This window comes from Pseudomonas sp. SJZ079 (assembly GCF_007993865.1).
GTDB lineage: Bacteria > Pseudomonadota > Gammaproteobacteria > Pseudomonadales > Pseudomonadaceae > Aquipseudomonas.
The window spans coordinates 52,414-72,485 of sequence record NZ_VIUH01000012.1 but is presented as its reverse complement, the minus strand read 5'-3'; the positions used below and the strand labels follow the sequence as shown (position 1 = coordinate 72,485).

At 63.5% G+C, this 20,072-nt stretch carries 17 protein-coding genes; 11 read left to right on the top strand and 6 right to left on the bottom strand.

Annotation, left to right across the window (positions count from 1 at the left end; genetic code table 11):
- Window positions 1-13: 13 nt before the first annotated feature.
- Window positions 14-685: a response regulator gene (locus tag FBY03_RS12745; RefSeq protein WP_147172745.1), complete on the bottom strand. Its 672-nt coding sequence runs from the start codon at window positions 683-685 to the stop codon at window positions 14-16.
- A gap of 303 nt (window positions 686-988) precedes the next feature.
- Between FBY03_RS12745 and FBY03_RS12740 the strand changes: the two genes are divergently transcribed.
- The 5 genes from FBY03_RS12740 to FBY03_RS12720 all read left to right on the top strand — a co-directional run bounded on the left by FBY03_RS12740 (window position 989) and on the right by FBY03_RS12720 (window position 6,389).
- A complete protein-coding gene (locus FBY03_RS12740) occupies window positions 989-2,248 on the top strand; it encodes an OprD family porin (protein WP_147172744.1) in 1,260 nt (419 codons plus the stop codon).
- 29 nt (window positions 2,249-2,277) lie between these two features.
- Window positions 2,278-3,255, top strand: coding sequence for a tripartite tricarboxylate transporter substrate binding protein (locus FBY03_RS12735; protein WP_147172743.1), 978 nt, complete (start codon window positions 2,278-2,280; stop codon window positions 3,253-3,255).
- Between the two features lie 153 nt (window positions 3,256-3,408).
- On the top strand, window positions 3,409-3,852 hold the full coding sequence (locus tag FBY03_RS12730) for a tripartite tricarboxylate transporter TctB family protein (protein WP_147172742.1): 444 nt from the start codon (window positions 3,409-3,411) through the stop codon (window positions 3,850-3,852).
- 1 nt (window position 3,853) lies between these two features.
- Complete coding sequence (locus FBY03_RS12725) at window positions 3,854-5,362, top strand: tripartite tricarboxylate transporter permease (protein ID WP_147172741.1); 1,509 nt, start codon at window positions 3,854-3,856, stop codon at window positions 5,360-5,362.
- Window positions 5,355-6,389, top strand: a complete 1,035-nt coding sequence (locus tag FBY03_RS12720) for an AbrB family transcriptional regulator (RefSeq protein ID WP_147172740.1) — start codon at window positions 5,355-5,357, stop codon at window positions 6,387-6,389. The genes FBY03_RS12725 and FBY03_RS12720 overlap by 8 nt, the downstream gene beginning before the upstream one ends.
- Window positions 6,390-6,488: 99 nt before the next feature.
- Here FBY03_RS12720 and ung read toward each other — a convergent pair whose 3' ends face one another.
- Both ung and FBY03_RS12710 read right to left on the bottom strand, forming a co-directional pair.
- Window positions 6,489-7,181 carry a uracil-DNA glycosylase gene (gene ung / locus FBY03_RS12715; protein WP_147172739.1) on the bottom strand — a complete coding sequence of 231 codons (693 nt, stop codon included), beginning with the start codon at window positions 7,179-7,181 and terminating at the stop codon, window positions 6,489-6,491.
- Window positions 7,182-7,263: 82 nt separating this feature from the next.
- Window positions 7,264-8,145: an AraC family transcriptional regulator gene (locus FBY03_RS12710; RefSeq protein WP_147172738.1), complete on the bottom strand. Its 882-nt coding sequence runs from the start codon at window positions 8,143-8,145 to the stop codon at window positions 7,264-7,266.
- A gap of 189 nt (window positions 8,146-8,334) precedes the next feature.
- Here FBY03_RS12710 and FBY03_RS12705 point away from each other — a divergent pair, with 189 nt between their 5' ends.
- The 5 genes from FBY03_RS12705 to mmsB all read left to right on the top strand — a co-directional run bounded on the left by FBY03_RS12705 (window position 8,335) and on the right by mmsB (window position 14,198).
- On the top strand, window positions 8,335-9,828 hold the full coding sequence (locus tag FBY03_RS12705; RefSeq protein ID WP_147172737.1) for a CoA-acylating methylmalonate-semialdehyde dehydrogenase: 1,494 nt from the start codon (window positions 8,335-8,337) through the stop codon (window positions 9,826-9,828).
- A gap of 71 nt (window positions 9,829-9,899) precedes the next feature.
- Complete coding sequence (locus FBY03_RS12700) at window positions 9,900-11,063, top strand: isobutyryl-CoA dehydrogenase (protein ID WP_147172736.1); 1,164 nt, start codon at window positions 9,900-9,902, stop codon at window positions 11,061-11,063.
- Window positions 11,064-11,157: 94 nt separating this feature from the next.
- Window positions 11,158-11,976, top strand: coding sequence for an enoyl-CoA hydratase (locus FBY03_RS12695; protein ID WP_147172735.1), 819 nt, complete (start codon window positions 11,158-11,160; stop codon window positions 11,974-11,976).
- Between the two features lie 85 nt (window positions 11,977-12,061).
- Window positions 12,062-13,180, top strand: a complete 1,119-nt coding sequence (locus FBY03_RS12690) for an enoyl-CoA hydratase/isomerase family protein (protein ID WP_147172734.1) — start codon at window positions 12,062-12,064, stop codon at window positions 13,178-13,180.
- A gap of 133 nt (window positions 13,181-13,313) precedes the next feature.
- Entirely contained in the window at window positions 13,314-14,198 is an 885-nt protein-coding gene (gene mmsB / locus FBY03_RS12685) for a 3-hydroxyisobutyrate dehydrogenase (protein ID WP_147172733.1), read from the top strand.
- Window positions 14,199-14,248: 50 nt separating this feature from the next.
- On the opposite strand, the gene FBY03_RS12680 is transcribed toward mmsB, so the two are convergent.
- The 3 genes from FBY03_RS12680 to FBY03_RS12670 are packed head-to-tail and all read right to left on the bottom strand — an operon-like array spanning window position 14,249 to window position 19,147.
- A complete protein-coding gene (locus FBY03_RS12680; RefSeq protein WP_147172808.1) occupies window positions 14,249-15,553 on the bottom strand; it encodes an HlyD family type I secretion periplasmic adaptor subunit in 1,305 nt (434 codons plus the stop codon).
- 58 nt (window positions 15,554-15,611) lie between these two features.
- Window positions 15,612-17,768, bottom strand: a complete 2,157-nt coding sequence (locus FBY03_RS12675) for a type I secretion system permease/ATPase (RefSeq protein WP_147172732.1) — start codon at window positions 17,766-17,768, stop codon at window positions 15,612-15,614.
- Between the two features lie 32 nt (window positions 17,769-17,800).
- Entirely contained in the window at window positions 17,801-19,147 is a 1,347-nt protein-coding gene (locus FBY03_RS12670) for a TolC family outer membrane protein (RefSeq protein WP_147172731.1), read from the bottom strand.
- A 328-nt stretch (window positions 19,148-19,475) separates the two neighbouring features.
- Here FBY03_RS12670 and FBY03_RS12665 point away from each other — a divergent pair.
- The coding region (locus FBY03_RS12665) for a retention module-containing protein (protein ID WP_147172807.1) at window positions 19,476-20,072 on the top strand (597 nt) is incomplete at its 3' end.

The following is a 20,072-nucleotide window of genomic DNA, read 5'->3' as shown; positions in this document are numbered from 1 at the left end:
CCGCCTCCAGCGCTCAGTCACCGACTGCCTCCAACAAATAACCCAGGCCGCGGAAGGTGACGATGCGCACGCCACTGTCCTCGAGCTTCTTGCGCAGACGGTGGACGTAGATTTCGATGGAGTCGGCACTGGCATCGTCATCCAGGCCGAAGACCTGAGCCGCCAGTTGCTCCTTGCTCATCACCCGCCCCGGCCGGGCGATCATCGCCTCCAGCACCGCCTGCTCGCGGGAGGTCAGGTTGAGCACCGCGCCGCGCAGGCTGAAACGCCGAGTGCTCAGGTCGTAGAGCAGATTGCCACAGCGCTGTTGTTGCTCGCCGCCGAGCACACTGCGCCGCAGCAGCGCCTTGACCCGCGCCTCCAGCTCAGTCAATTCGAAGGGCTTGGCCAGGTAATCGTCGGCGCCCAGGTTGAGGCCGTGCACCCTATCCTTGACCTCGCCGCGGGCGGTCAGCATCAGCACCGGCAGGGTCTTGCCGCGCCCACGCAGGCGCGCCAGCACCTGGAAGCCGTCCAGGCGCGGCAGGCCGATATCGAGAATCGCCAGAGCGTAGTCCTCACTGGCCAGGGCCAGATCGGCGGCCACCCCGTCATGCAGCACGTCCACCGTCCAGCCGGCCAAACTCAGGGCCTGGGCCACGCTCGCCGCCAATTGCGGATGGTCTTCGACCAGCAGGATTCGCACCCTCACCTCCAGCGCTAATGCTCGTTCAAGGCGCGCAGTGTAGCGCCCCGCCCGCTGCCGTGAATGACCTAAATGGCGGGCGGCGACCCGCGCGGAAAAATTTTGTGGCCTGCCATCCCTGGCGTCCACCCTGCGGGCCGTCGCAGGCGACGTCAAAAAACGCTCCAGGCGTTTTTTTCGACGGTGAAAGCTTGGCGAAAGCTTGCCCACTTAGCATCGCTCCCAGGTGGCTCGATCCACCGACCAGAGCGGACCGCACAGTGGAGTGCAGCCGCGACAAAAACAACAATTGGAGACCACAGGATGCCCATCGCATCAAGCAAGGCCATTGCGCCTGTCCATCTGCTCAGCCTCGCCATAGCTGCAACCCTGCTCAGCACCGCTGCCCAGGCCGACTTCATCGCTGACAGTTCTGCCAACCTGAAGGCCACCAACATCTACCTGAACCGTGACTATCGCGAAGGCACCGGCCAGAACAAGCGCGAGGAGTGGGGCCAGAGCTTCTGGCTCAACGTACAGTCCGGTTACACCGAAGGCCCAGTCGGCCTCGGCCTCGACGCCCAGGGCCTGGTCGGCATCAAACTGGACTCCAGCGCCGACCGCACCAAAACCGGCCTACTGCCGAGGCATGACGATGGCAAGGCACCGGATGAGTTTGGTCGTCTGGGCCTGACCGCCAAGGTCAAGGTCTCTGCCACCGAGCTGCGCTACGGTTCGCACAGCCCCGTCCTGCCGGTGGTAGTGGCCAACGACAGCCGCCTGCTGCCGCAGGTATTCGAGGGTGGCCTGCTGACGTCCTCCGAGGTGAAGGGCCTGACCTTCACTGGCGGGCGCCTAAGCAAGGCCATCGACCGCGCCTCAACCGACGCCGAGGATCTGCAGCTCGAAAGCAAGAATGGACGCTACGCCGGGGTGACCGCCGACCACCTCGACCTGCTGGGTTTCGACTACCAGTTCAACCAGAACCTCAAAGGCCGCTACTTCCATGGCGAACTTGAGGATGTCTACCGGCAGAACTTCTTCAATGTGCTGGCCACCTACCCCCTGGCCGGCGGCACCATGGCTGCCGATCTGCGCCTGATGCTCAGCGACGAGAGTGGCGCAGCCAAGGCCGGCGAAGTGGACAACCGCGCACTGAACGGTGTGCTCAGCTACGCCCACAGCGGCCACAAGCTAAGCCTGGGCTATCAGGACATGAACGGCGACACCGGCTATGCCTATATCGCCGGCAGCGACCCCTACCTGGTCAACGACTCCGCCAACGACTACGCCAACCCTGAGGAAAAATCCTGGTCAGTACGCTACGACTATGACTTCGCCGCCCTGGGCGTGCCCGGCCTGACGGCCTACGCTCGCTATATCAAAGGCAGTGACGCGCGAATCATCGGCAGCAACGAGCGCGGCGACGAAAAGGAAACCAACTTCGAGGTCAAGTACGTGGTGCAAAGCGGCCCGGTGAAGAATCTCTTCGTGCGCCTGCGTAACGCCAATTTCCGCTCCGATTTCGCCCGCGACTCGGACGAATACCGCGTAGTCGTCGGCTACACCCTGCCAATCCTGTAATCCAAAATAACAATCGAGAGGAATCCATCATGAAAACTGCCTTTACCCGCCTCGCCCTGGCCACCGCCTGCCTGGCCTTCGCCGGCCAACTGCTGGCCGGCGAACCGAAGCGCCCGGAATGCATCGCCCCGGCCAAGCCCGGCGGCGGCTTCGACCTGACCTGCAAACTGGCCCAGAGCGGTCTGAAAGACAGCGGCCTGCTCAAGGCGCCGATGCGTGTCACCTATATGCCTGGCGGTGTCGGCGCGGTGGCCTACAACGCGGTAGTGGCGCAGCGCGCAGACGACCCGGGCACCATAGTCGCCTTCTCCAGCGGATCCTTGCTCAACCTGGCCCAGGGCAAGTTCGGCCGTTATGACGAGAACGCCGTGCGCTGGCTGGCCGCGGTCGGCACCGACTACGGCGCCATCACCGTGCGCGCCGATTCGCCTTACCAGAGCCTCGACGACCTGGTGCAGGCACTGAAGAAGGACCCGACCAGCATCGTCTTCGGCGCCGGCGCGACCATCGGCGGCCAGGACTGGATGCAGACCGCACTGATCGCCCGCGCCGCCGGCATCGATCCGAAGAACCTGCGCTACGTGGCCTTCGAAGGCGGCGGCGAGACCCTCACCGCCATGCTCGGCGGCCATGTGCAGGTGACCAGCAGCGGCCTGGGCGAAGTCACTCCGCAACTGGAAGCCAAGAAGGTACGCATCCTCGCGGTGCTTGCCGACGAACGTCTGCCGGGCAAGCTGGCCGACATCCCCACCGCCAAGGAACAGGGCTACCCGATCAGCTGGCCGGTGATCCGTGGTTTCTACGTCGGCCCGAAGGTCAGCGACGAGCAGTACGACTGGTGGAAGCAGCAGTTCGACAGCATGTTGGACCGCGAGGACTTCGCCAAACTGCGCGAGCAGCGTGACCTCCAGCCGCTGTCGATGACCGGCGACGAGCTGAAGACCTTCGTCTTCAAGCAAGTCGAAGAGTACAAGGCATTGGCAGGCGAATTCGGCCTGGTCCAGTAAGGAAGCTACTGCGCTCGATAATGCTGGGTTGGCAAGCGGCTCGAAATGCTCATTTACAGACGTAAACTGCGCTTTCTCGCCGCTTGCCGCCTCGCCTTGCCGTCGCTCGCTACGCTTGCTCGAATCTCCTGACCTCGTCGAGGTACCCCGTTTATGTACGTCCGCCTGTTTTCCGCGATCTGGCTGCTGTTCTGCGCCGGGCTCGCCGTCCGTGCCTGGGGCTTCCAGGCGCCCTTCGCCTACGACCCAGTCGGCCCACGCGCCTACCCCTTGCTGTTGCTCGGGCTGATGAGCGCAGGCTCACTGTGGCTGCTGATCAAGCCAGGTGTGCTGCAACAACAGCTGCACCTGCCCAGCGTCAAACGCGCGCTGTTGTGCGTACTGACGCTGCTGGCCTATGCCCTGTTGTTCGAGCCCCTGGGCTTCGTCCTCAGCACCGCCCTGGCCACCTTCGCCATGGGCCTGCTGTTCACCGGTCGCCTGCTGCCCTGCGCCGTCAGTGGCGTGCTGATGGGCTGCCTGCTGTTTGGCCTGTTCGATTTAGTCCTGGACGTGCCGCTGCCGCTCGGCCTGTTCAACGCGTTTGTGGAGCGCTGAGATGGAAACCCTACATTTTTTGCTGCAAGGCTTCGATGTCGCCACCCGCCCGAACAACCTGCTGGTGGCGCTGTTCGGCGCCTTCGTCGGCACCATAGTCGGCCTGTTGCCGGGCCTCGGCCCGATCAACGGCGTGGCCTTGCTGCTACCGCTGGCCTTCGCCTTCGGTTTACCGCCGGAAACCGCACTGATCCTGCTGGCCGCGGTGTACCTGGGTTGCGAGTATGGCGGCCGGATTTCCGCCATCCTGCTCAACGTACCGGGCGACGCCGCGGCGGTGATGACCACCCTCGACGGCTACCCGCTGGCGCGTCAGGGCAAGGCCGGTATCGCCCTGTCGCTGTCGGCAGTCAGCTCCTTTACCGGCAGCATCATCGCCACCTGCGGCGTGGTGCTGTTCGCCCCCTTGCTGGCCAAGTGGGCGGTGGCCTTCGGCCCGGCGGAATACTTCGTGCTGATGATCTTCGCCATCGCCTGCCTCGGCGGCATGGTCGGCGACAAGCCGGTGAAGACCCTGATGGCCGCCCTGATCGGCCTGGCCCTGGCGACCGTCGGCGTCGACTCCACCACCGGCGTCTACCGCTTTACCTTCGGCAGCGTCAGCCTGTCCGACGGCATCCAGTTCATCATCGTGGTGATCGGCTTCTTCAGCGTCAGTGAAATCCTGGTCATGCTGGAAAACACCCACAGCGGCCAGAAGGCGGTGAAAGCCAGCGGCCGCCTGCTGTTCAACTTCAAGGAATTCTGCGCCACCTTCTGGACCATGGTCCGCAGCTCGCTGGCCGGCTTCGTCATCGGCACCCTGCCAGGTGCCGGCGCGACCATCGCCAGCGCCATGACCTACATGACCGAGAAGCGTTTGGCCGGCAGCGGGGGCAAGTTCGGCGAAGGCGACCTGCGCGGCCTGGCCGCCCCGGAAGCGGCCAACAACGCCTCGGCCTGCGGCTCGCTGATTCCCATGCTGACCCTCGGCGTACCCGGTTCCGGCACCACCGCGGTGATGATCGGTGCGTTGTCGCTGTACAACATCACCCCCGGCCCACTGCTGTTCGAACAGCAGCCGGATGTGGTCTGGGGCCTGATCGCCTCCCTGTTCATCGGCAACGTGATCCTGCTGGTGATGAACATCCCGCTGGTCGGCCTGTTCTCGCGCATGCTCAGCGTGCCCAACTGGATCTTGGTGCCGGCGATCAGCGTGATCAGCATGGTTGGCGTCTACGCGGTGCACAGCACCACTTTCGACCTGGTACTGATGGTCGGCCTTGGTGTGTTCGGCTATATCCTGCGCAAACTGGACTTCCCGCTGTCGGCGGTGATCCTCGGTTTCGTCCTCGGCGAGCTGATGGAAGACAACCTGCGCCGCGCCCTGTCGATCTCCGGTGGCGAGCTGGGTATCCTCTGGCACAGCCCGATCAGCCTGTGCCTGTGGGGGTTGGCGGCATTGATGCTGGCCCTGCCCGGCCTGCGCTGGTGGCGTGCGCGCAACAAGGCCCGTCTGGCCCATGCCTAAACTGCCCGCGGCGCTGAGCCACTGGCGTAGCTGGTGGCTCACGCCCCTGATTGGCCTGGTCGGGGGCTACCTGGCCAGCCTGATCGGCTGGCCGCTGCCGTGGATCATCGGCTCGCTGCTGGCGGTGATCGCCGCCCGCTGCAGCGGCTGGCTGGTCACTGAGCTGCCCGGTGGCCGGCAGACCGGTCAATGGCTGGTGGCCAGCGGCATCGGCCTGCACTTCACCGGAGAGGTGATGGCGCAAGTACTCAGTCATTTCCCGGTAATTCTCGCTGGCGCGCTCGGCACCTTGCTGCTCAGCCTGATCGGCATTGCCCTGCTGCGGCGGGCCGGGGTCGACCGCGCCACGGCGTTTTTCGCCAGCATGCCCGGCGGTGCCAGCGAGATGGTCAACCTGGCGCAACGCCACGATGCGCAGATCGCCCGGGTCGCCGCCGCCCACAGCCTGCGCCTGTTGCTGGTGGTGCTGTTGATACCGGCGCTGTTCACCTGGAGCCTGCCGCCGATCCAGGCGCCCGCCCCCGCCCCGGTCGACTGGTATTGGCTGGCCCTCCTGCTGCCTGCGGGCGCATTGCTGGCACTGCTGTGGAAAAAACTGCGCCAGCCCAACCCTTGGATGCTCGGCCCCTTGACCGTCTGCGCCGCCGCCAGCGTCACGTTCGACCTGCACCTGGGCCTGCCGCCAGGCCTTGGCCAAGTCGGCCAGTGGTTGATCGGCTGCGCCCTGGGCTGCCACTTCGACCGCGCCTTCTTTCGCAGCGCACCGGGCTTTCTCGCACGCATCCTGCTGTTCACCCTGCTCGCCATGCTCAGCGCCGCGTTGCTGGCGCAAGGGCTCAGCTGGCTGGCCAGACAGGACGGAACCTCCTTGATGCTCGGCATGATGCCCGGCGGCATCACCGAACTGTGCCTGACCGCCGCCGCCCTGCAGCTGTCGGTGACGCTGGTCACCGCCCTGCAGGTGCTGCGGCTGTTTCTGGTGATGTTCCTCGCCGAACCGCTGTTCCGCTTCTGGCAGCGCCACTGACGTCTTGCCCCTATTACGACCAGGTTTAGCCCGCATTATGCGGGCTCTTTCTTGACCGGCATGGGACGCGTCCACCTGCGCCCAACGCAGCGCTGTGCGCTACAGCTCCGGCAGGCGCCAGTCGATCGGGGTCAGGCGGTGCTGCTCGAGGAACTTGTTGGCTCGACTGAAGTGACCGTTGCCGATAAAGCCACGGTGGGCCGACAACGGCGATGGGTGCGGCGAGCGTAGGATCAGGTGTTTGGTCGGATCGATCAGGCGCTCCTTGCTCTGCGCATGCTTGCCCCACAGCAAGAACACCAGGTGCGGGCGCTGCTCGCTGACCACTTCGATCACCCGGTCGGTGAAGTGCTGCCAGCCTTTGCCGGCATGCGCGCCGGCATTGCCGCGCTCGACCGTCAGCGAGGTGTTGAGCAGCAGCACGCCTTGCTCGGCCCAATGCTGCAGGCAACCGTGCGCGGCGATGTCGATATTCAGGTCGCGCTTGAGCTCCTTGTAGATGTTCAACAAGGACGGCGGCGTGGCTTCCCCGGGCTGCACCGAGAAGCACAGGCCATGGGCCTGACCCGGACCGTGGTAGGGGTCCTGGCCGATGATCACCACCTTGACCCGGTCCAGCGGGGTGGAATCCAGGGCATTGAAGATCAGCGCACCCGGCGGGTAGATCTCCTTGCCGGCGGCTTTCTCCTGACGCAGAAACTCGCTCAACTCCTGCATATAGGGCTTGTCGAACTCCTCGCGCAGGGCGTGTTTCCAGCCGGCTTCGAGCTTGATCTTGTCTGCGGCGGTCATGCCTGATTCCTACGCGGGCGAACGAAGACGGCACGCTAGACAAGGCCCGCACGCAAGTCAAGACGCCAACCGGGGGCCTGCCTCAGCCCTGGTGCAGCGCCCGATAATGGCTGGGCGCCATGCCCACTACCTTGCGAAACAGGCGCGAGAAGTAATACACGTCCTCGTAACCCAGCTGCTCGGCCACCTCGCGAATACCCTGTTCGCCCTCGTCGAGCAGGCGGCAGGCATGGGCCATCTTCAGTTGAATGAAATCCTGGATCGGCGCGTGCCCGGTGAGGGCGCGGTAGGTCTTGGCGAAGTGAAAGCGCGACAGCTTGAACTGCGCGGCCAGCGCGTCGAGGTTGAGCGAGTCGTGCAGGTGGCTGCGCATCACCGCCTGCACCGCATCGACATCGAGCACTCGCCCGGACTTCAGCTTGGCCCGTGCCGGCAGCACCGCCAGTGAAGCCAGCAATGCCTGCAGCTGGTGGGCAGCGTAGATGAAGTGCGGCAGGCTCAAGCCCTGCTTGCGCAAATTCAGCAACGCATCGAACTCGGCCAGCAGGCGCGGCTGCACGCCGATTCGCCACAGCGGCCCCTTACCCAACGGGCGCAGAAAATCCGCCACCAACTCGCCATCGAAGTGCACCCAATACAGGGTCCAGGGTTTGTCAGGGTCCGCGCCGTAGGCGTGCGCCAGCCCTTTTGGCAGCAGCAGCAAGTCGCCGCCGCCGATAGCTAATCGTCCATCTTCGGTCTCCAGCCAACCCTGTCCCGCGCGGCAATAGATCAACAGGTTATCGTCCGGTGCCGGGCGACTCATGCGATGGCCCAAGGCATCCGGGTAAAAACCCAAGGCCAGCGGATAGCAGCCGGCAGTCAGCGGATGGCGTGCCAGCGTGCGACGCAGGCGCGGCGGGGTGATGAAGCGCAGACCATTGGCCGGCAACGGCCAGTTGGACGTTTCGACCCGCGTACTCATTGATCCTCCTGGTTCTTCCTGGTAGCCCGGAGACCATCCGAAAAGTGGCCAGCAATTGCATCCTGGCAGCCATTCAATCCCAAGATAGTCCATCCACTGACCAAGATCGTCAATCCACAAGTGCCCCGCCCGCGGCTATAACACTAAAACAACAAGATCCGGCCCACCCCGAGCCCACTGGAGAACGCGATGAGCAAGGCAATCCCGCAGTTGATCAATGGTGAATGGCGCGAAAGCCGCGCCCGCGAGTTCATCGAAGTCACCGACCCGGCCACCCAGGAGGTGTTGGCCCTGGCACCGAAGGCCACCGCCGAGGAAATCGAAGCGGCGATCGCCAGTGCCAAAACCGCCTTTCTCAGCTGGCGCGAAGTACCGGTGCCGGAGCGTGCGCGGCTGATGCTGCGCTACCAGCACCTGCTCAAGGAGCACCACGACGAGCTGGCGGAATTGCTCGCCAAGGAAACCGGCAAGACCTTCGCCGACGCCAAGGGCGATGTCTGGCGCGGCATCGAGGTGGTCGAGCAGGCGGCGAATATTGCCAGCCTGATGATGGGCGAAACGACCGAGAACGTCGCCCGCGATATCGACACCGCCAGCTGGATTCAGCCGCTCGGCGTGTGCGTCGGCATCACCCCGTTCAACTTCCCGGCGATGATTCCCTTGTGGATGTTTCCCCTGGCCATCGCCGCCGGCAACAGCTTCATCCTCAAGCCCTCCGAACAGGACCCGATGACGCCGAATCGCCTGGCCGAGCTGTTCATCGAGGCCGGCGCACCGCCAGGCGTGCTGCAGGTGCTGCACGGCGGCCGCGAGGTGGTCGACAGCCTGCTCACCCATCCGGATATCCGCGCGATTTCCTTCGTCGGTTCGGTACCGGTCGGCCAGCACATCTACCGCACCGGCACCGCCCACCTGAAGCGCGTGCAGGCCTTCGCCGGGGCGAAGAACCACATGGTGATCCTGCCCGACGCGAACAAGGATCAGGTGCTCAGCAACCTGGTCGGCGCCAGCTGCGGTGCGGCCGGCCAGCGCTGCATGGCGATCAGCGTGGCGGTGTTCGTCGGCGAATCGAAACAGTGGATCGACGAACTGCGCGCACAGATGGCCGAGCTGCGTCCCGGCTACTGGAACGATGCCCACGCCGCCTTCGGCCCGCTGATCAGTCAGCAGGCCAAGCAACGGGTGTTGCGCCTGATCGCCGAGGGCAAAGCCGAAGGCGCCGAGTGCCTGCTGGACGGTTCGCAGTGCAAGGTCGCGGACTACCCCAACGGCAACTGGCTCGGCCCGACCCTGTTCCGCGGCGTGACCCCGAAAATGGGCCTGTACCGCGAGGAAATCTTCGGCCCGGTACTGGTGTGCATGGAGGCCGACAATTTGGATCAGGCCATCGAGCTGGTCAACGCCAGCCCCTACGGCAACGGCACCAGTATCTTCACCCGCTCCGGCGGCGCCGCTCGGCATTACCAGCATGCAGTGGAAGTCGGTCAGGTGGGCATCAACGTGCCGGTGCCGGTACCGCTGCCGTTCTTCTCCTTCACCGGCTGGAAGGGCTCGTTCTACGGTGACCTGCACGCCTATGGCAAACAGGGCGTACGCTTCTACACCGAGACCAAGACGGTCACCAGCCGCTGGTTCGACGACAGCCCGGTGACTGGACCGAACATGACCATTCAGTTGAAATAAGCCGTCGCCAGGCCGATCACGAGTCGGCCTGGTCCGTTCACCTGGGATTATCGATCTCGCAAGGACTTGTCATGGATTTTGACCTCACCGAAGAGCAACGTCTGCTGGTCGACAGCGCCCGCGCCTTCGCCAGCCGCGAGCTGGCACCGCATGCCGCCGACTGGGACCGCGACCACCACTTTCCAGTGAAGGTGATCAAACAGGCCGCCGAGCAGGGCTACCTGGCCCTGTACATCGACGAGGAAGACGGCGGCCTGGGCCTGTCACGGCTGTCGGCGGCGCTGATCTTCGAACAGCTGGCGGCCGGTTGCGTGGCCACCACGGCCTTTATCACCATTCACAACATGGCCTGCTGGATGCTCGCCAGCTTCGCCGACCCGGCCCTCAAGGCGCAGTGGCTGCCGCGCCTGATCGGTGGCGAGCTGCTCGCCTCCTACTGTCTGACCGAACCGGACGCCGGCTCCGACGCCGCCCACCTGCGCACCCGCGCCAGACGCGAGGGCGGCGACTACGTGATCGACGGCAGCAAGTGCTTTATCTCCGGAGCCGGCAGCACCGAAGTATTGATCGTCATGGCACGCACCGGACAGGAAGGCGCCAAGGGTATCTCCTGCTTCCTGGTGCCGGGCGATGCCGAGGGCGTCAAGTACGGACGCAACGAGCTGAAGATGGGCTGGCGCGCGCAACCGACGCGCACCATCACCTTCGAGGGCGTACGCGTCCCGGCTGGCAACCGCATCGGCCCCGAGGGCCAGGGCTTCGTCTACGCGATGAAGGGCCTGGACGGCGGGCGCATCAATATCGCCAGTTGTTCGCTGGGCGCGGCCCAGGCGGCGCTGGAACAGTCGCTGCGCTACGTCGAGGAACGCAAGCAGTTCGGCAAGCCGCTGAGCGAGTTCCAGGCCCTGCAGTTCAAGTTGGCCGACATGCTCACCGACCTCACCGCCAGCCGGCAGATGGTGCGCCTGGCCGCGCACAAGCTGGATCAGCGGCACAGCGAAGCCAGCCTGTACTGCGCCATGGCCAAACGCTTCGCCACCGATCACTGCTTCAACCTGTGCAACGAGGCGCTGCAGCTGCATGGCGGCTACGGTTACCTGAACGACTATCCACTGGAGCGCTGGGTACGCGACAGCCGCGTGCATCAGATTCTCGAAGGCACCAACGAAATCATGCGGGTGATCATCGCTCGCCGCCTGCTGGAACAAGACGGCATGCTCGACCGCCTGCTGTAACCAACCGAAGCTGTAGGAGCCAGCGTGCTGGCGATCGAGGTCTCCAGACAACGCCAACACCCTGGCTCCTACACCAGCACATACGAGGACGCTTATGAGCAACGCCATGGAACCCTACACGCCCGGGGTATTCGACCTGACCCACAAGCTCACCGTGGAAAAACACGGTCACACCGCCCTGCTGACCATCAACCACCCGCCGGCCAACACCTGGGACCGCGAGTCGCTGATCGGCCTCAAGCAATTGGTCGAGCACCTCAACCACGACGACGACATCTATGCCCTGGTCATCACCGGCCAGGGCGGCAAATTCTTCTCCGCCGGCGCCGACCTCAAGCTGTTCGCCGACGGCGACAAGGCCCGCGCCCGCGAGATGGCCCGGCGCTTCGGCGAGGCCTTCGAGGCGCTGCGCGATTTTCGCGGCGTGTCGATTGCTGCGATCAATGGCTACGCCATGGGCGGCGGCCTGGAGTGCGCCCTGGCTTGCGACATTCGTATCGCCGAGCGCCAGGCGCAGATGGCCCTGCCGGAAGCCTCGGTAGGCCTGTTGCCCTGCGCCGGCGGCACGCAAAACCTGGCCTGGCTGGTCGGTGAAGGCTGGGCTAAACGGATGATTCTGTGTGGCGAACGCATCGATGCCGAGACCGCCCAGCGCATCGGCCTGGTCGAGCAAGTGGTCGACAGCGGCGAAGCGCGCGGCCACGCCCTGCTGCTGGCGGCGCGAGTCGCACGGCAGAGCCCGGTGGCGGTGCGCACCATCAAACCGCTGATCCAGGGTGCCCGCGCGCGCAGCCCGAATACCTGGCTGAGCGAGGAGCGTGAGCGCTTCGTCGACCTGTTCGACGCCGACGACACCCGCGAGGGCGTGAATGCCTTCCTGGAGAAACGCGACCCGCAGTGGCACAACAAATGACCGAGGGGTGGATGAGCCTGTTTTCATCCCCCCTGTTCGTGCGGGATGTTGCACACGCACATCCCGCCTACCTACGAGATCGAGCATGAATATTCATTTCGAAGAACTCGCCAGCCTGCATGGTTTCCGCATCGGCATCGCCAGCCTGGACGCCGAACAGAGCCTGAACGCCCTATCCCTGCCGATGATCGAGGCGCTGGACGGCAAACTCGCGGCCTGGGCGGATGACCCGGGCATCGCCTGCGTTCTGCTGCGCGGCAATGGCGCCAAAGCCTTCTGCGCCGGCGGCGATGTACGCCAGCTGGTCGACGCCTGCCGCGAGCACCCAGGGGAAATCCCCGACCTGGCCCGGCGCTTCTTCGCCGACGAGTACCGCCTCGACTACCGCATCCATTGCTACCCAAAACCCTTGATCTGCTGGGCCCACGGCCATGTGCTGGGTGGCGGCATGGGCCTGATGCAGGGTGCTGGCATCCGCATCGTCACCCCGTCCAGCCGCCTGGGCATGCCGGAGATCAACATCGGCCTGTACCCGGATGTCGGCGGCAGCTGGTTCCTCGCCCGCCTGCCCGGCAAGCTCGGCCTGTTCCTCGGCCTCACCGCCAGCGCCATCAACGCCCGCGACGCCCTGGACCTGAATCTTGCCGACCGTTTCCTGCTCGACAGCCAGCAGGATGAATTGATCGACGGCCTGGTGCAGCTGAACTGGCAGGAACAACCCCAACTGCAACTGCACAGCCTGCTCAAGGCACTGGAGCACGAAGCCCGCGACGAGCTTCCGGAGGCCCAATGGCTGCCGCGCCGCGCGCGGATCGACGAGTTGCTCGACCAGGCCGACCTGCCTGCCGCCTGGCACGCCCTTACCGCCCTGCACAGCGACAACGACCTGCTGATGGCGCGCGCCGCCAAGACCCTGGCCGGCGGTAGCCCGCTGACCGCCCACCTGGTCTGGCAGCAGATCGCCCGCGCCAAGCAGCTGTCCTTGGCCCAGGTATTCCAGATGGAATACGCCATGAGCCTGAACTGCTGCCGCCACCCGGAGTTTCCCGAAGGCGTACGCGCCCGCCTGATCGACAAGGATCAAGCACCCCGCTGGCACTGGCCAGATGTCGCGAGCATTCCCGACGAGGTGATCGAATCCCACTTCAGCGCAGTCTGGGAGGGCGCTCACCCGCTGACGGATTTATCCACGCACCACCAGTAGGCTGGGTTAGCGACGCCGACCTATCGCTGAGCCGCCCCCTCTGGGCACCGCATCAACCAGCGCGGGGGTCGGCAACAGCGCAGAACCCATGCCGCCCCCAGCAAACCCGGCCATCCAGACAAGGAGCACAACAATGCAAACAATCGCCTTTATCGGCCTTGGCCACATGGGCCTGCCCATGGCCCGTAACCTGCTCAAGGCGGGCTTCAACCTGAAGGTCTTCGACCTGGTGCAGGCCTCGGTAGACGAGCTGGCCAAGGAAGGCGCGCAAGCCGCCAGCAGCGCCGCCAATGCGGTACTCGGCGCCGACACTGTGGTGACCATGCTGCCGGCCAGCCGCCACGTCGAAGGCCTGTACCTCGGCGATAGCGGCCTGCTCTCCGCGCTCAAGCCGGGCACCCTGGTGTTGGAGTGCTCGACCATCGCCCCGGAATCCGCACGCAAGGTGCACAAGGCCGCCGCCGAGCGCGGCATCGAACTGCTCGACGCACCGGTCTCCGGCGGCACCGCGGGCGCCGCAGCCGGCACCCTGACTTTCATGATCGGTGGCGAGGCAGCAGTACTGGATAAGGCCCGACCGGTTTTCGAAGCCATGGGCAAGAACATCTTCCACGCCGGCCCGGATGGCGCCGGCCAGGTGGCCAAGGTCTGTAACAACCAGGTGCTGGCGGTGCAGATGATCGCCACCGCAGAAGCCATGGCCCTGGGCGTGGCCAATGGTCTGGACCCGGCCGTGCTGGCCGAGATCATGCGCCAGAGTTCGGGCGGCAACTGGACCCTGGAAAAGTACAACCCCTGGCCCGGGGTGATGGAGAATGCCCCGGCGTCCAAGGGTTACAGCGGCGGCTTCATGGCGGAACTGATGACCAAGGACCTCGGCCTGGCCCAGGAAGCCGCGCAACACAGTGGCAGTAGTACGCCCATGGGCGCCCTGGCCTTGCAGCTGTATCGCCTGCTACTCAAGCAAGGCAAAGGTCAGCAGGACTTTTCCGTGGTGCAGCAGTTGTTCGTCGAGTAATGCGCGCAGCAAGCATCGCCGCGGACAGCGGCGATGCTTGTCGGCGGCGATCAGCGCTCGCGCAGCGCCTCGGCCCGGGCGCGAATGATCGGCTTGAGCAGATAACTGAGGACGCTCTTCTTGCCGGTGATGATGTCAACCGAGGCGACCATGCCGGGAATAATCAACAGCGGATGCGCCTCGCTGCCCAGGTGGCTCTTGTCTGTGCGCAGCTTGATCACGTAGAAGCTGTTGCCGTCATCGTCGGTGACGGTATCGGCACCTATCTGTTCCAGCTTGGCCTGCAGGCCGCCATAGATGGTGTAGTCATAGGCGCTGAACTTGACCACCGCCGCCTGCCCGGGATGCAGGAAGGCAATGTCCTGCGGACGGATACGCGCCTCCACCAATAAGCTGTCATCCAGCGGCACGATCTCCACCAGATCGCTGCCTGGCTGGATCACCCCACCGATGGTGTTGACCAGCAGCTGTTTGACGATGCCGCGCACCGGGGAGGTGACTAGGGTACGACTGACCCGGTCTTCCAGCGCCTTGCCGGAGGATTGGATCTTGCTCAGATCCGTGCGGGCCACGTTCAACTCGGTCAAAGCTTCACTGCGAAAGCGCCCACGGGTCTCGTCGATCTTGCGCTCGACTTCCTTGATCGCCGCCTCGGCGCGCGGCATCGCCAGCGTCGTCGCATCCAGCTGCCCACGGCTTTCCACTTCCGCACGTTTGAGCCGCAGCACCTCGACCCGGGAGATTGCACCCTGGGCTACCAGCGGCTCGGACATACGGATTTCCTGGCGCAACAACTTCAGGCTGTTACTGAATTGGCTCTGCTTGGAGGCGAATTCACGCAGTTCCTGACGGCGCTGCACGAGCTGCTCCTCCAATCCAGCCACTTCATTGCGCAGCTGCTGCTGGCGGCTCTCGAACAACGCCTGCTCGCTGGCCGCAAGACGCGGTACAGCCTCCACCGCCTTGAATGGAAACTCCAGGTCACGCTCCTCCACCTCGGCGCTCAGTCGCTCTACCCGCAGCAGCAGCGCAAGGCGGTCGGCTTCGGTCTCGCCGACATTGGAGGCGAAGCGGGTGTCATCCAGACGCAGTAACGGATCACCGATATTCACCACCTGCCCTTCGCGGATGAACAGTTCGGCGACGATACCGCCCTCAAGGTTCTGGATTTTCTGCAAGCGCGACGAGGGGATGGCCTTGCCGTCACCGCGGGTCACCTCGTCGATCACCGCGAAATGCGCCCATAACAAACAGAACGCCACGAACGCGATCAGCCCCCAGATCGTCAAGCGAACAATCCTCGGCGCATCCTCGATCAGCGCCTTGCGCACTTCCGGCAGCGGTTCATTGCCCATGCCGTTGCGGCTGCTGAAGTAGCCGCCCACAGCCTCGGCTTTCTGACCGGGGGTCTGCTTAGCTGACACTGATCTGCCCCTTCTTCAATGCTTCCATCACCGAGCCCTTGGGGCCATCGGCAATGATCTGCCCACGGTCGACGATCACCAGGCGGTCGACCAGACTGAGCATCGACGCACGATGGGTCACCAGCAACAAGGTCTTAGTGCCAATCACCGCCGCCAGGCGCTGCTTGAGGCGCTCTTCACCGGTGTTGTCCATCGCACTGGTGGGCTCGTCGAGCAGCAAAATCTGTGGGTTGAGCAACAAGGCTCGGGCCAGCGCGATATTCTGTCGCTGCCCGCCGGAAAGATTCTGCCCGCGCTCCCCCACCTGTAACTCGTAGCCCTTGGGGTGCAGGCGGACAAACTCGTGCACGCCTGCCAACTCGGCGGCCTGCAGGACCAGTTCGTCTTCAACATAACGCGCCCCGGCCACCAGGTTGTCGCGCAGGGTGCCGGAAAACAGCTGAATATCCTGCGGCACATAGCCGATGTTGTGGCGCAAGTCACTGACATCCAACTGGCGCACATCGATGCCGTCGACCAGCAAACTGCCGGCATCGGGCTGATAGAGACCGACCACCAGCTTGGCCAGCGAGCTCTTGCCCGAGCCACTGCGACCAATGATGCCGATCTTCTCGCCGGGGCGGACCAACAGATTGATATTCTCCAGCGCGGCCTGCTGCTGGTCTGGATAGTGAAACTCAACCTGACGGAACTCTATGGCCCCTTGCAGCGTTTGCCGCTTGAGCGGGCGCTCCTCTTCCTGACGCTCTTGCGGCAGCTCCATCATCTGATTGACCGACTGCATGGTGACCCGCGCCTGCTGGTAGCGGGTCAACAATCCAGAAACCTGGGTTAACGGGCCGAGTGCACGGCCGCTGAGCATGTAGCAGGCAATCAGCCCGCCCATGCTCAGGTGGCCGTCGATGATCTGGTACACCCCAAACACGATCACCACCACACCGGCCAGCTGCTGCAGCAACAGCGTCGAGTTCAACGCCAGGCTGGACAGCATGCGCGCCCGCAACTCCAGACGGCTGAGGGTGCCGATGGTCTGCTCCCACATGTATTGGCGCTCACTCTCGGCATTATTGACCTTCACCGCATCCAGCCCGGCGAGGGTCTCGATCAGACTCGACTGGCGCTCGGCAGCCAGCGCCATGCTGCGCTCCATGGTTTCTGCCAAGGGTTTCTGCAGGGCCCAGCTGATCAGTGCGGCAATCGGGAAGGCCAGCAAGGGAATCCACACCAGATGCCCGCCGATCATTGCGACCACTGCCAGAATCAACAGGGTGAACGGCAGGTCGATCACGCTGGCCAGGGTCAGCGAGGCGAGAAAGTCGCGCAGGGTTTGAAATTCGTGGATATTTTGGGCAAAGCTGCCAACCCGCGCCGGACGAAACTTCATCGCCATGCCGGCAATGCGTTCAAACAGCGTGGCGGAAATGATCAAGTCGGTTTTCTTGCCGGCCAGATCGAGGCACAGACCGCGCAAGGTTTTCAGCAGCAGATCGAAGAAAAACACCCCACCAATACCAATCGCCAACACCCATAGAGTGGCTTCGGCTTGATTGGGCACTACGCGGTCGTACACATTCATCACGAACAGCGGCGTGGCCAGGCCAATCAGGTTGATCAGCACACTCGCGGCGATGGCATCGATGTAAAGCCAGCGGGAGCGCTTGATGGTGTCGCGAAACCATGAGCGTGTGCGCGGGATCAATTCGCCACGGGTTACGTCGAACTTGTGCTGCGGCTGGGCGAAAAACACCTGGCCGGTGTACTCCTCGGCCAGCATCTCGGCGCTCACCCGCACCTCGCCGCCCTCGCTCTCGCTGGGCATGATCAGGGCCTGCCCCTGCTCGTCCCAGCCGAGCAGCAACGCGCAACGACCTTCCTTCAACAAAAGTAACGCCGGCATGGCCAACGTCGGAATCTGCTGCAGCGCACGCCGCAACCAACGCCCCTGGAGGCCGGCACGTGCCGCCGCACGGGGTAGCAGGTCGGCATTCAGGCGTTGCTCGGGTAGCGGCAAGCCGGCCGTGAGCATGGCTCGACTAACCGACTTCTGATGCAGGCTGCAAAGTGACAGTAGGCTGTCTAGTAGTGGGTCATCGTAGCGCTCCCGAGGGTCGCTATGAGTCCGGGCCGCGCTGGAGTCTAGTGCCACACAGATTCACTCTTGTTTTGGGAAAACTGCTCTCAGTTCAGGCCGGGCAACTGTACCCGCGCCGTAACCTCGTCCAGCGGCGCGGCAGCTATCGGCGCCATCACCCCCTGACTCTTGAGCAGGGAGCCCATGGTGGCCTTGATCCGGTATTGAGTAAACAGCTCAGTGAAGCGCACCTCTTCTAGCCGGCGAGCTGCAGTGAACAGCTCGTTTTCGCTGTCGAGCAGATCGAGCAAAGTGCGATCGCCCAGGGTGAACTGCTTTTGATAGGTGTCGCGTACCCGGCTGCTGTAGTCGACATACTGCTGGGCGATAGGCAACTGCTGACTGGCATTTTCCAGCGCGTTCCAGGCCAGCCCCAGTTCTTCGATGAGAACGCGCAGGGCGTTATTGCGAATATCCATGGCCTGATTGATCTGGTGGCTCTTGGATCGCAGGTCGGCGCTATTGCTACCGCCAGCGAACAGGTTGTAGCGCATACGCAACATCGCCTGCCACTCATTGCTGTGACCCGCCGCGCCATCCAGATTATTGTCTACGCCACTCGAGAGCTCGGCATCGAAACGCGGGTAAAACGTCGACTTGGCCGCCTTGTACTGTTGTTCAGTAGCCTCTACATCGGCTTCTGCCGAACTCAAGAACGGGTTGTTCGCGAGCATTTCTTCACGAGCGAGCTGCAGGTTTTCTGGCAACTGGCCGGGCAATCCTTGAGGCTGACTCAATTCGCTGGCCTCGCGCCCAACCACACTGAAATAGTTGACCCGCGCATCGGCCAAGTTGGTCCGCTCGGTGATCAGGTTGTTGCGGGCCTGGGCCAAGCGCGCCTCCGCTTGATCGAGATCGACCATGCGCCCAACCCCGCGCTGACTGCGCAAGCTGATTTGATCGTAGATCCGCTCATGACTGCGCAGATTCTCCTCGGCAAGTCGCACCATGGCTTGGCGCTTCAGCACATCCAGATAGACCTCGGCGACACTCAGCGCGGTACGCTCGGAGTTACCCAACAGCTCATAGGCCCTGGCATTCACCGTGGCACGCTGGCGCCCTACCTCACCACTCGTGGCAAATCCGTCGAAGAGCATTTGTTGCAAACGCAGCGACGACTCACCGCGAGTCAGGGTCTGGTAACCATGCCCACTAGCGCCGCGGGTACTGGGGCTATCGGTTCCCTCCCGGCCGTAGCCGGCAAACAGATCCACCTGTGGCAGATAACCGCCTTTAGCAGCGTTCATCTGCTCTTCAACGGACAAACGTGCATTGACACCCGCCTGGATCTCAGGATGAACCTCAAGGGCAGCTTGCATCGCCTCACTAAGGGTTTGCCCGTGGGCCGGCAGGGACACCGCCAAAGCCAGGGAAACAACGGCTAAATAACGCATGATAAGTATGGATTCCTTTCAGACAGGTGAACTGCTTGCATTAGCAACATGGGGGCCAATCGCTGCCTGCTATACAAACAGTGACGTCATTAAACTGCCGCGCCAACGTGACATACATCACATTTGATCAACAACCAATATCAAAGTGACATCAATACCGACAATTGTTTATGATCGCAAGAGCGCGGTCAACAGTCTGACACAAAGCTAATTCCAATTAGAGATAAGTCATTTTATTGACGACGGTATTTTTGCCATCACTGCTTTCTCAGCATAGTATTGACGCTCAGATCAAGCAGAAAACGCTACTCTCGAGCCCGGAGCCTTCATGAGCAATTTCGTCGCCATCGTTAAAAGCCTCGTAGGCCAAGTATTTGCCGTTTCTCTTGACGGCTTAAAACGACAAGTCTTCGAAGGCGACCGCCTATTTCAAGGCGAGCAGATTCTCACAGCTCTGGGGGCGTCCGCGAGCCTGCAACTGGCTGACGGCGAACAGGTTCAAGTCAGCGAGAACAGTCGCTGGCAAGCAGGTCGTGAAGACGCACAAGGTGACTCGCAAGCAAGCCGCGAAGCTGTTTCAGACCTGCAACAAGCCATTGCCGCCGGCCTCGACCCGACCACCGACCTCGAGGCCCCAGCTGCCGGCCCGGGTAACGGCGGTGCGGGTGGCGCCCCAGGGGGCGGTCATAGTTTCGTTCTCCTGGATGCAACTGCCGAGCAACTGGATCCGACTATCGGTTTTATAACCCAAGGACTGAGCTTCTCGACCGAAATACTGATTGAAGAGCAAGGTATCAACCCAGAACTTAGCATCACAAGCACCGATGGTCCGCCGAGCGTGAGCATCCCGGACACCGATGGTGCCCTCAACGCCACCGACAGCACCCTGGCGGAAACCGCGGGCGCCACCGCCGGCAGCTTCAGC

What these genes read in the sequence shown, in the direction of transcription:
- FBY03_RS12670 (WP_147172731.1), bottom strand. Translation starts at nt 19,147, where the DNA reads ATGCGTTATTTAGCCGTTGTTTCCCTGGCTTTGGCGGTGTCCCTGCCG.
- FBY03_RS12695 (WP_147172735.1), top strand. Translation starts at nt 11,158, where the DNA reads ATGAGCAACGCCATGGAACCCTACACGCCCGGGGTATTCGACCTGACC.
- FBY03_RS12720 (WP_147172740.1), top strand. Translation starts at nt 5,355, where the DNA reads ATGCCTAAACTGCCCGCGGCGCTGAGCCACTGGCGTAGCTGGTGGCTC.
- FBY03_RS12690 (WP_147172734.1), top strand. Translation starts at nt 12,062, where the DNA reads ATGAATATTCATTTCGAAGAACTCGCCAGCCTGCATGGTTTCCGCATC.
- FBY03_RS12705 (WP_147172737.1), top strand. Translation starts at nt 8,335, where the DNA reads ATGAGCAAGGCAATCCCGCAGTTGATCAATGGTGAATGGCGCGAAAGC.
- FBY03_RS12725 (WP_147172741.1), top strand. Translation starts at nt 3,854, where the DNA reads ATGGAAACCCTACATTTTTTGCTGCAAGGCTTCGATGTCGCCACCCGC.
- FBY03_RS12680 (WP_147172808.1), bottom strand. Translation starts at nt 15,553, where the DNA reads ATGGGCAATGAACCGCTGCCGGAAGTGCGCAAGGCGCTGATCGAGGAT.
- mmsB (WP_147172733.1), top strand. Translation starts at nt 13,314, where the DNA reads ATGCAAACAATCGCCTTTATCGGCCTTGGCCACATGGGCCTGCCCATG.
- FBY03_RS12735 (WP_147172743.1), top strand. Translation starts at nt 2,278, where the DNA reads ATGAAAACTGCCTTTACCCGCCTCGCCCTGGCCACCGCCTGCCTGGCC.
- FBY03_RS12730 (WP_147172742.1), top strand. Translation starts at nt 3,409, where the DNA reads ATGTACGTCCGCCTGTTTTCCGCGATCTGGCTGCTGTTCTGCGCCGGG.
- FBY03_RS12710 (WP_147172738.1), bottom strand. Translation starts at nt 8,145, where the DNA reads ATGAGTACGCGGGTCGAAACGTCCAACTGGCCGTTGCCGGCCAATGGT.
- FBY03_RS12700 (WP_147172736.1), top strand. Translation starts at nt 9,900, where the DNA reads ATGGATTTTGACCTCACCGAAGAGCAACGTCTGCTGGTCGACAGCGCC.
- FBY03_RS12740 (WP_147172744.1), top strand. Translation starts at nt 989, where the DNA reads ATGCCCATCGCATCAAGCAAGGCCATTGCGCCTGTCCATCTGCTCAGC.
- ung (WP_147172739.1), bottom strand. Translation starts at nt 7,181, where the DNA reads ATGACCGCCGCAGACAAGATCAAGCTCGAAGCCGGCTGGAAACACGCC.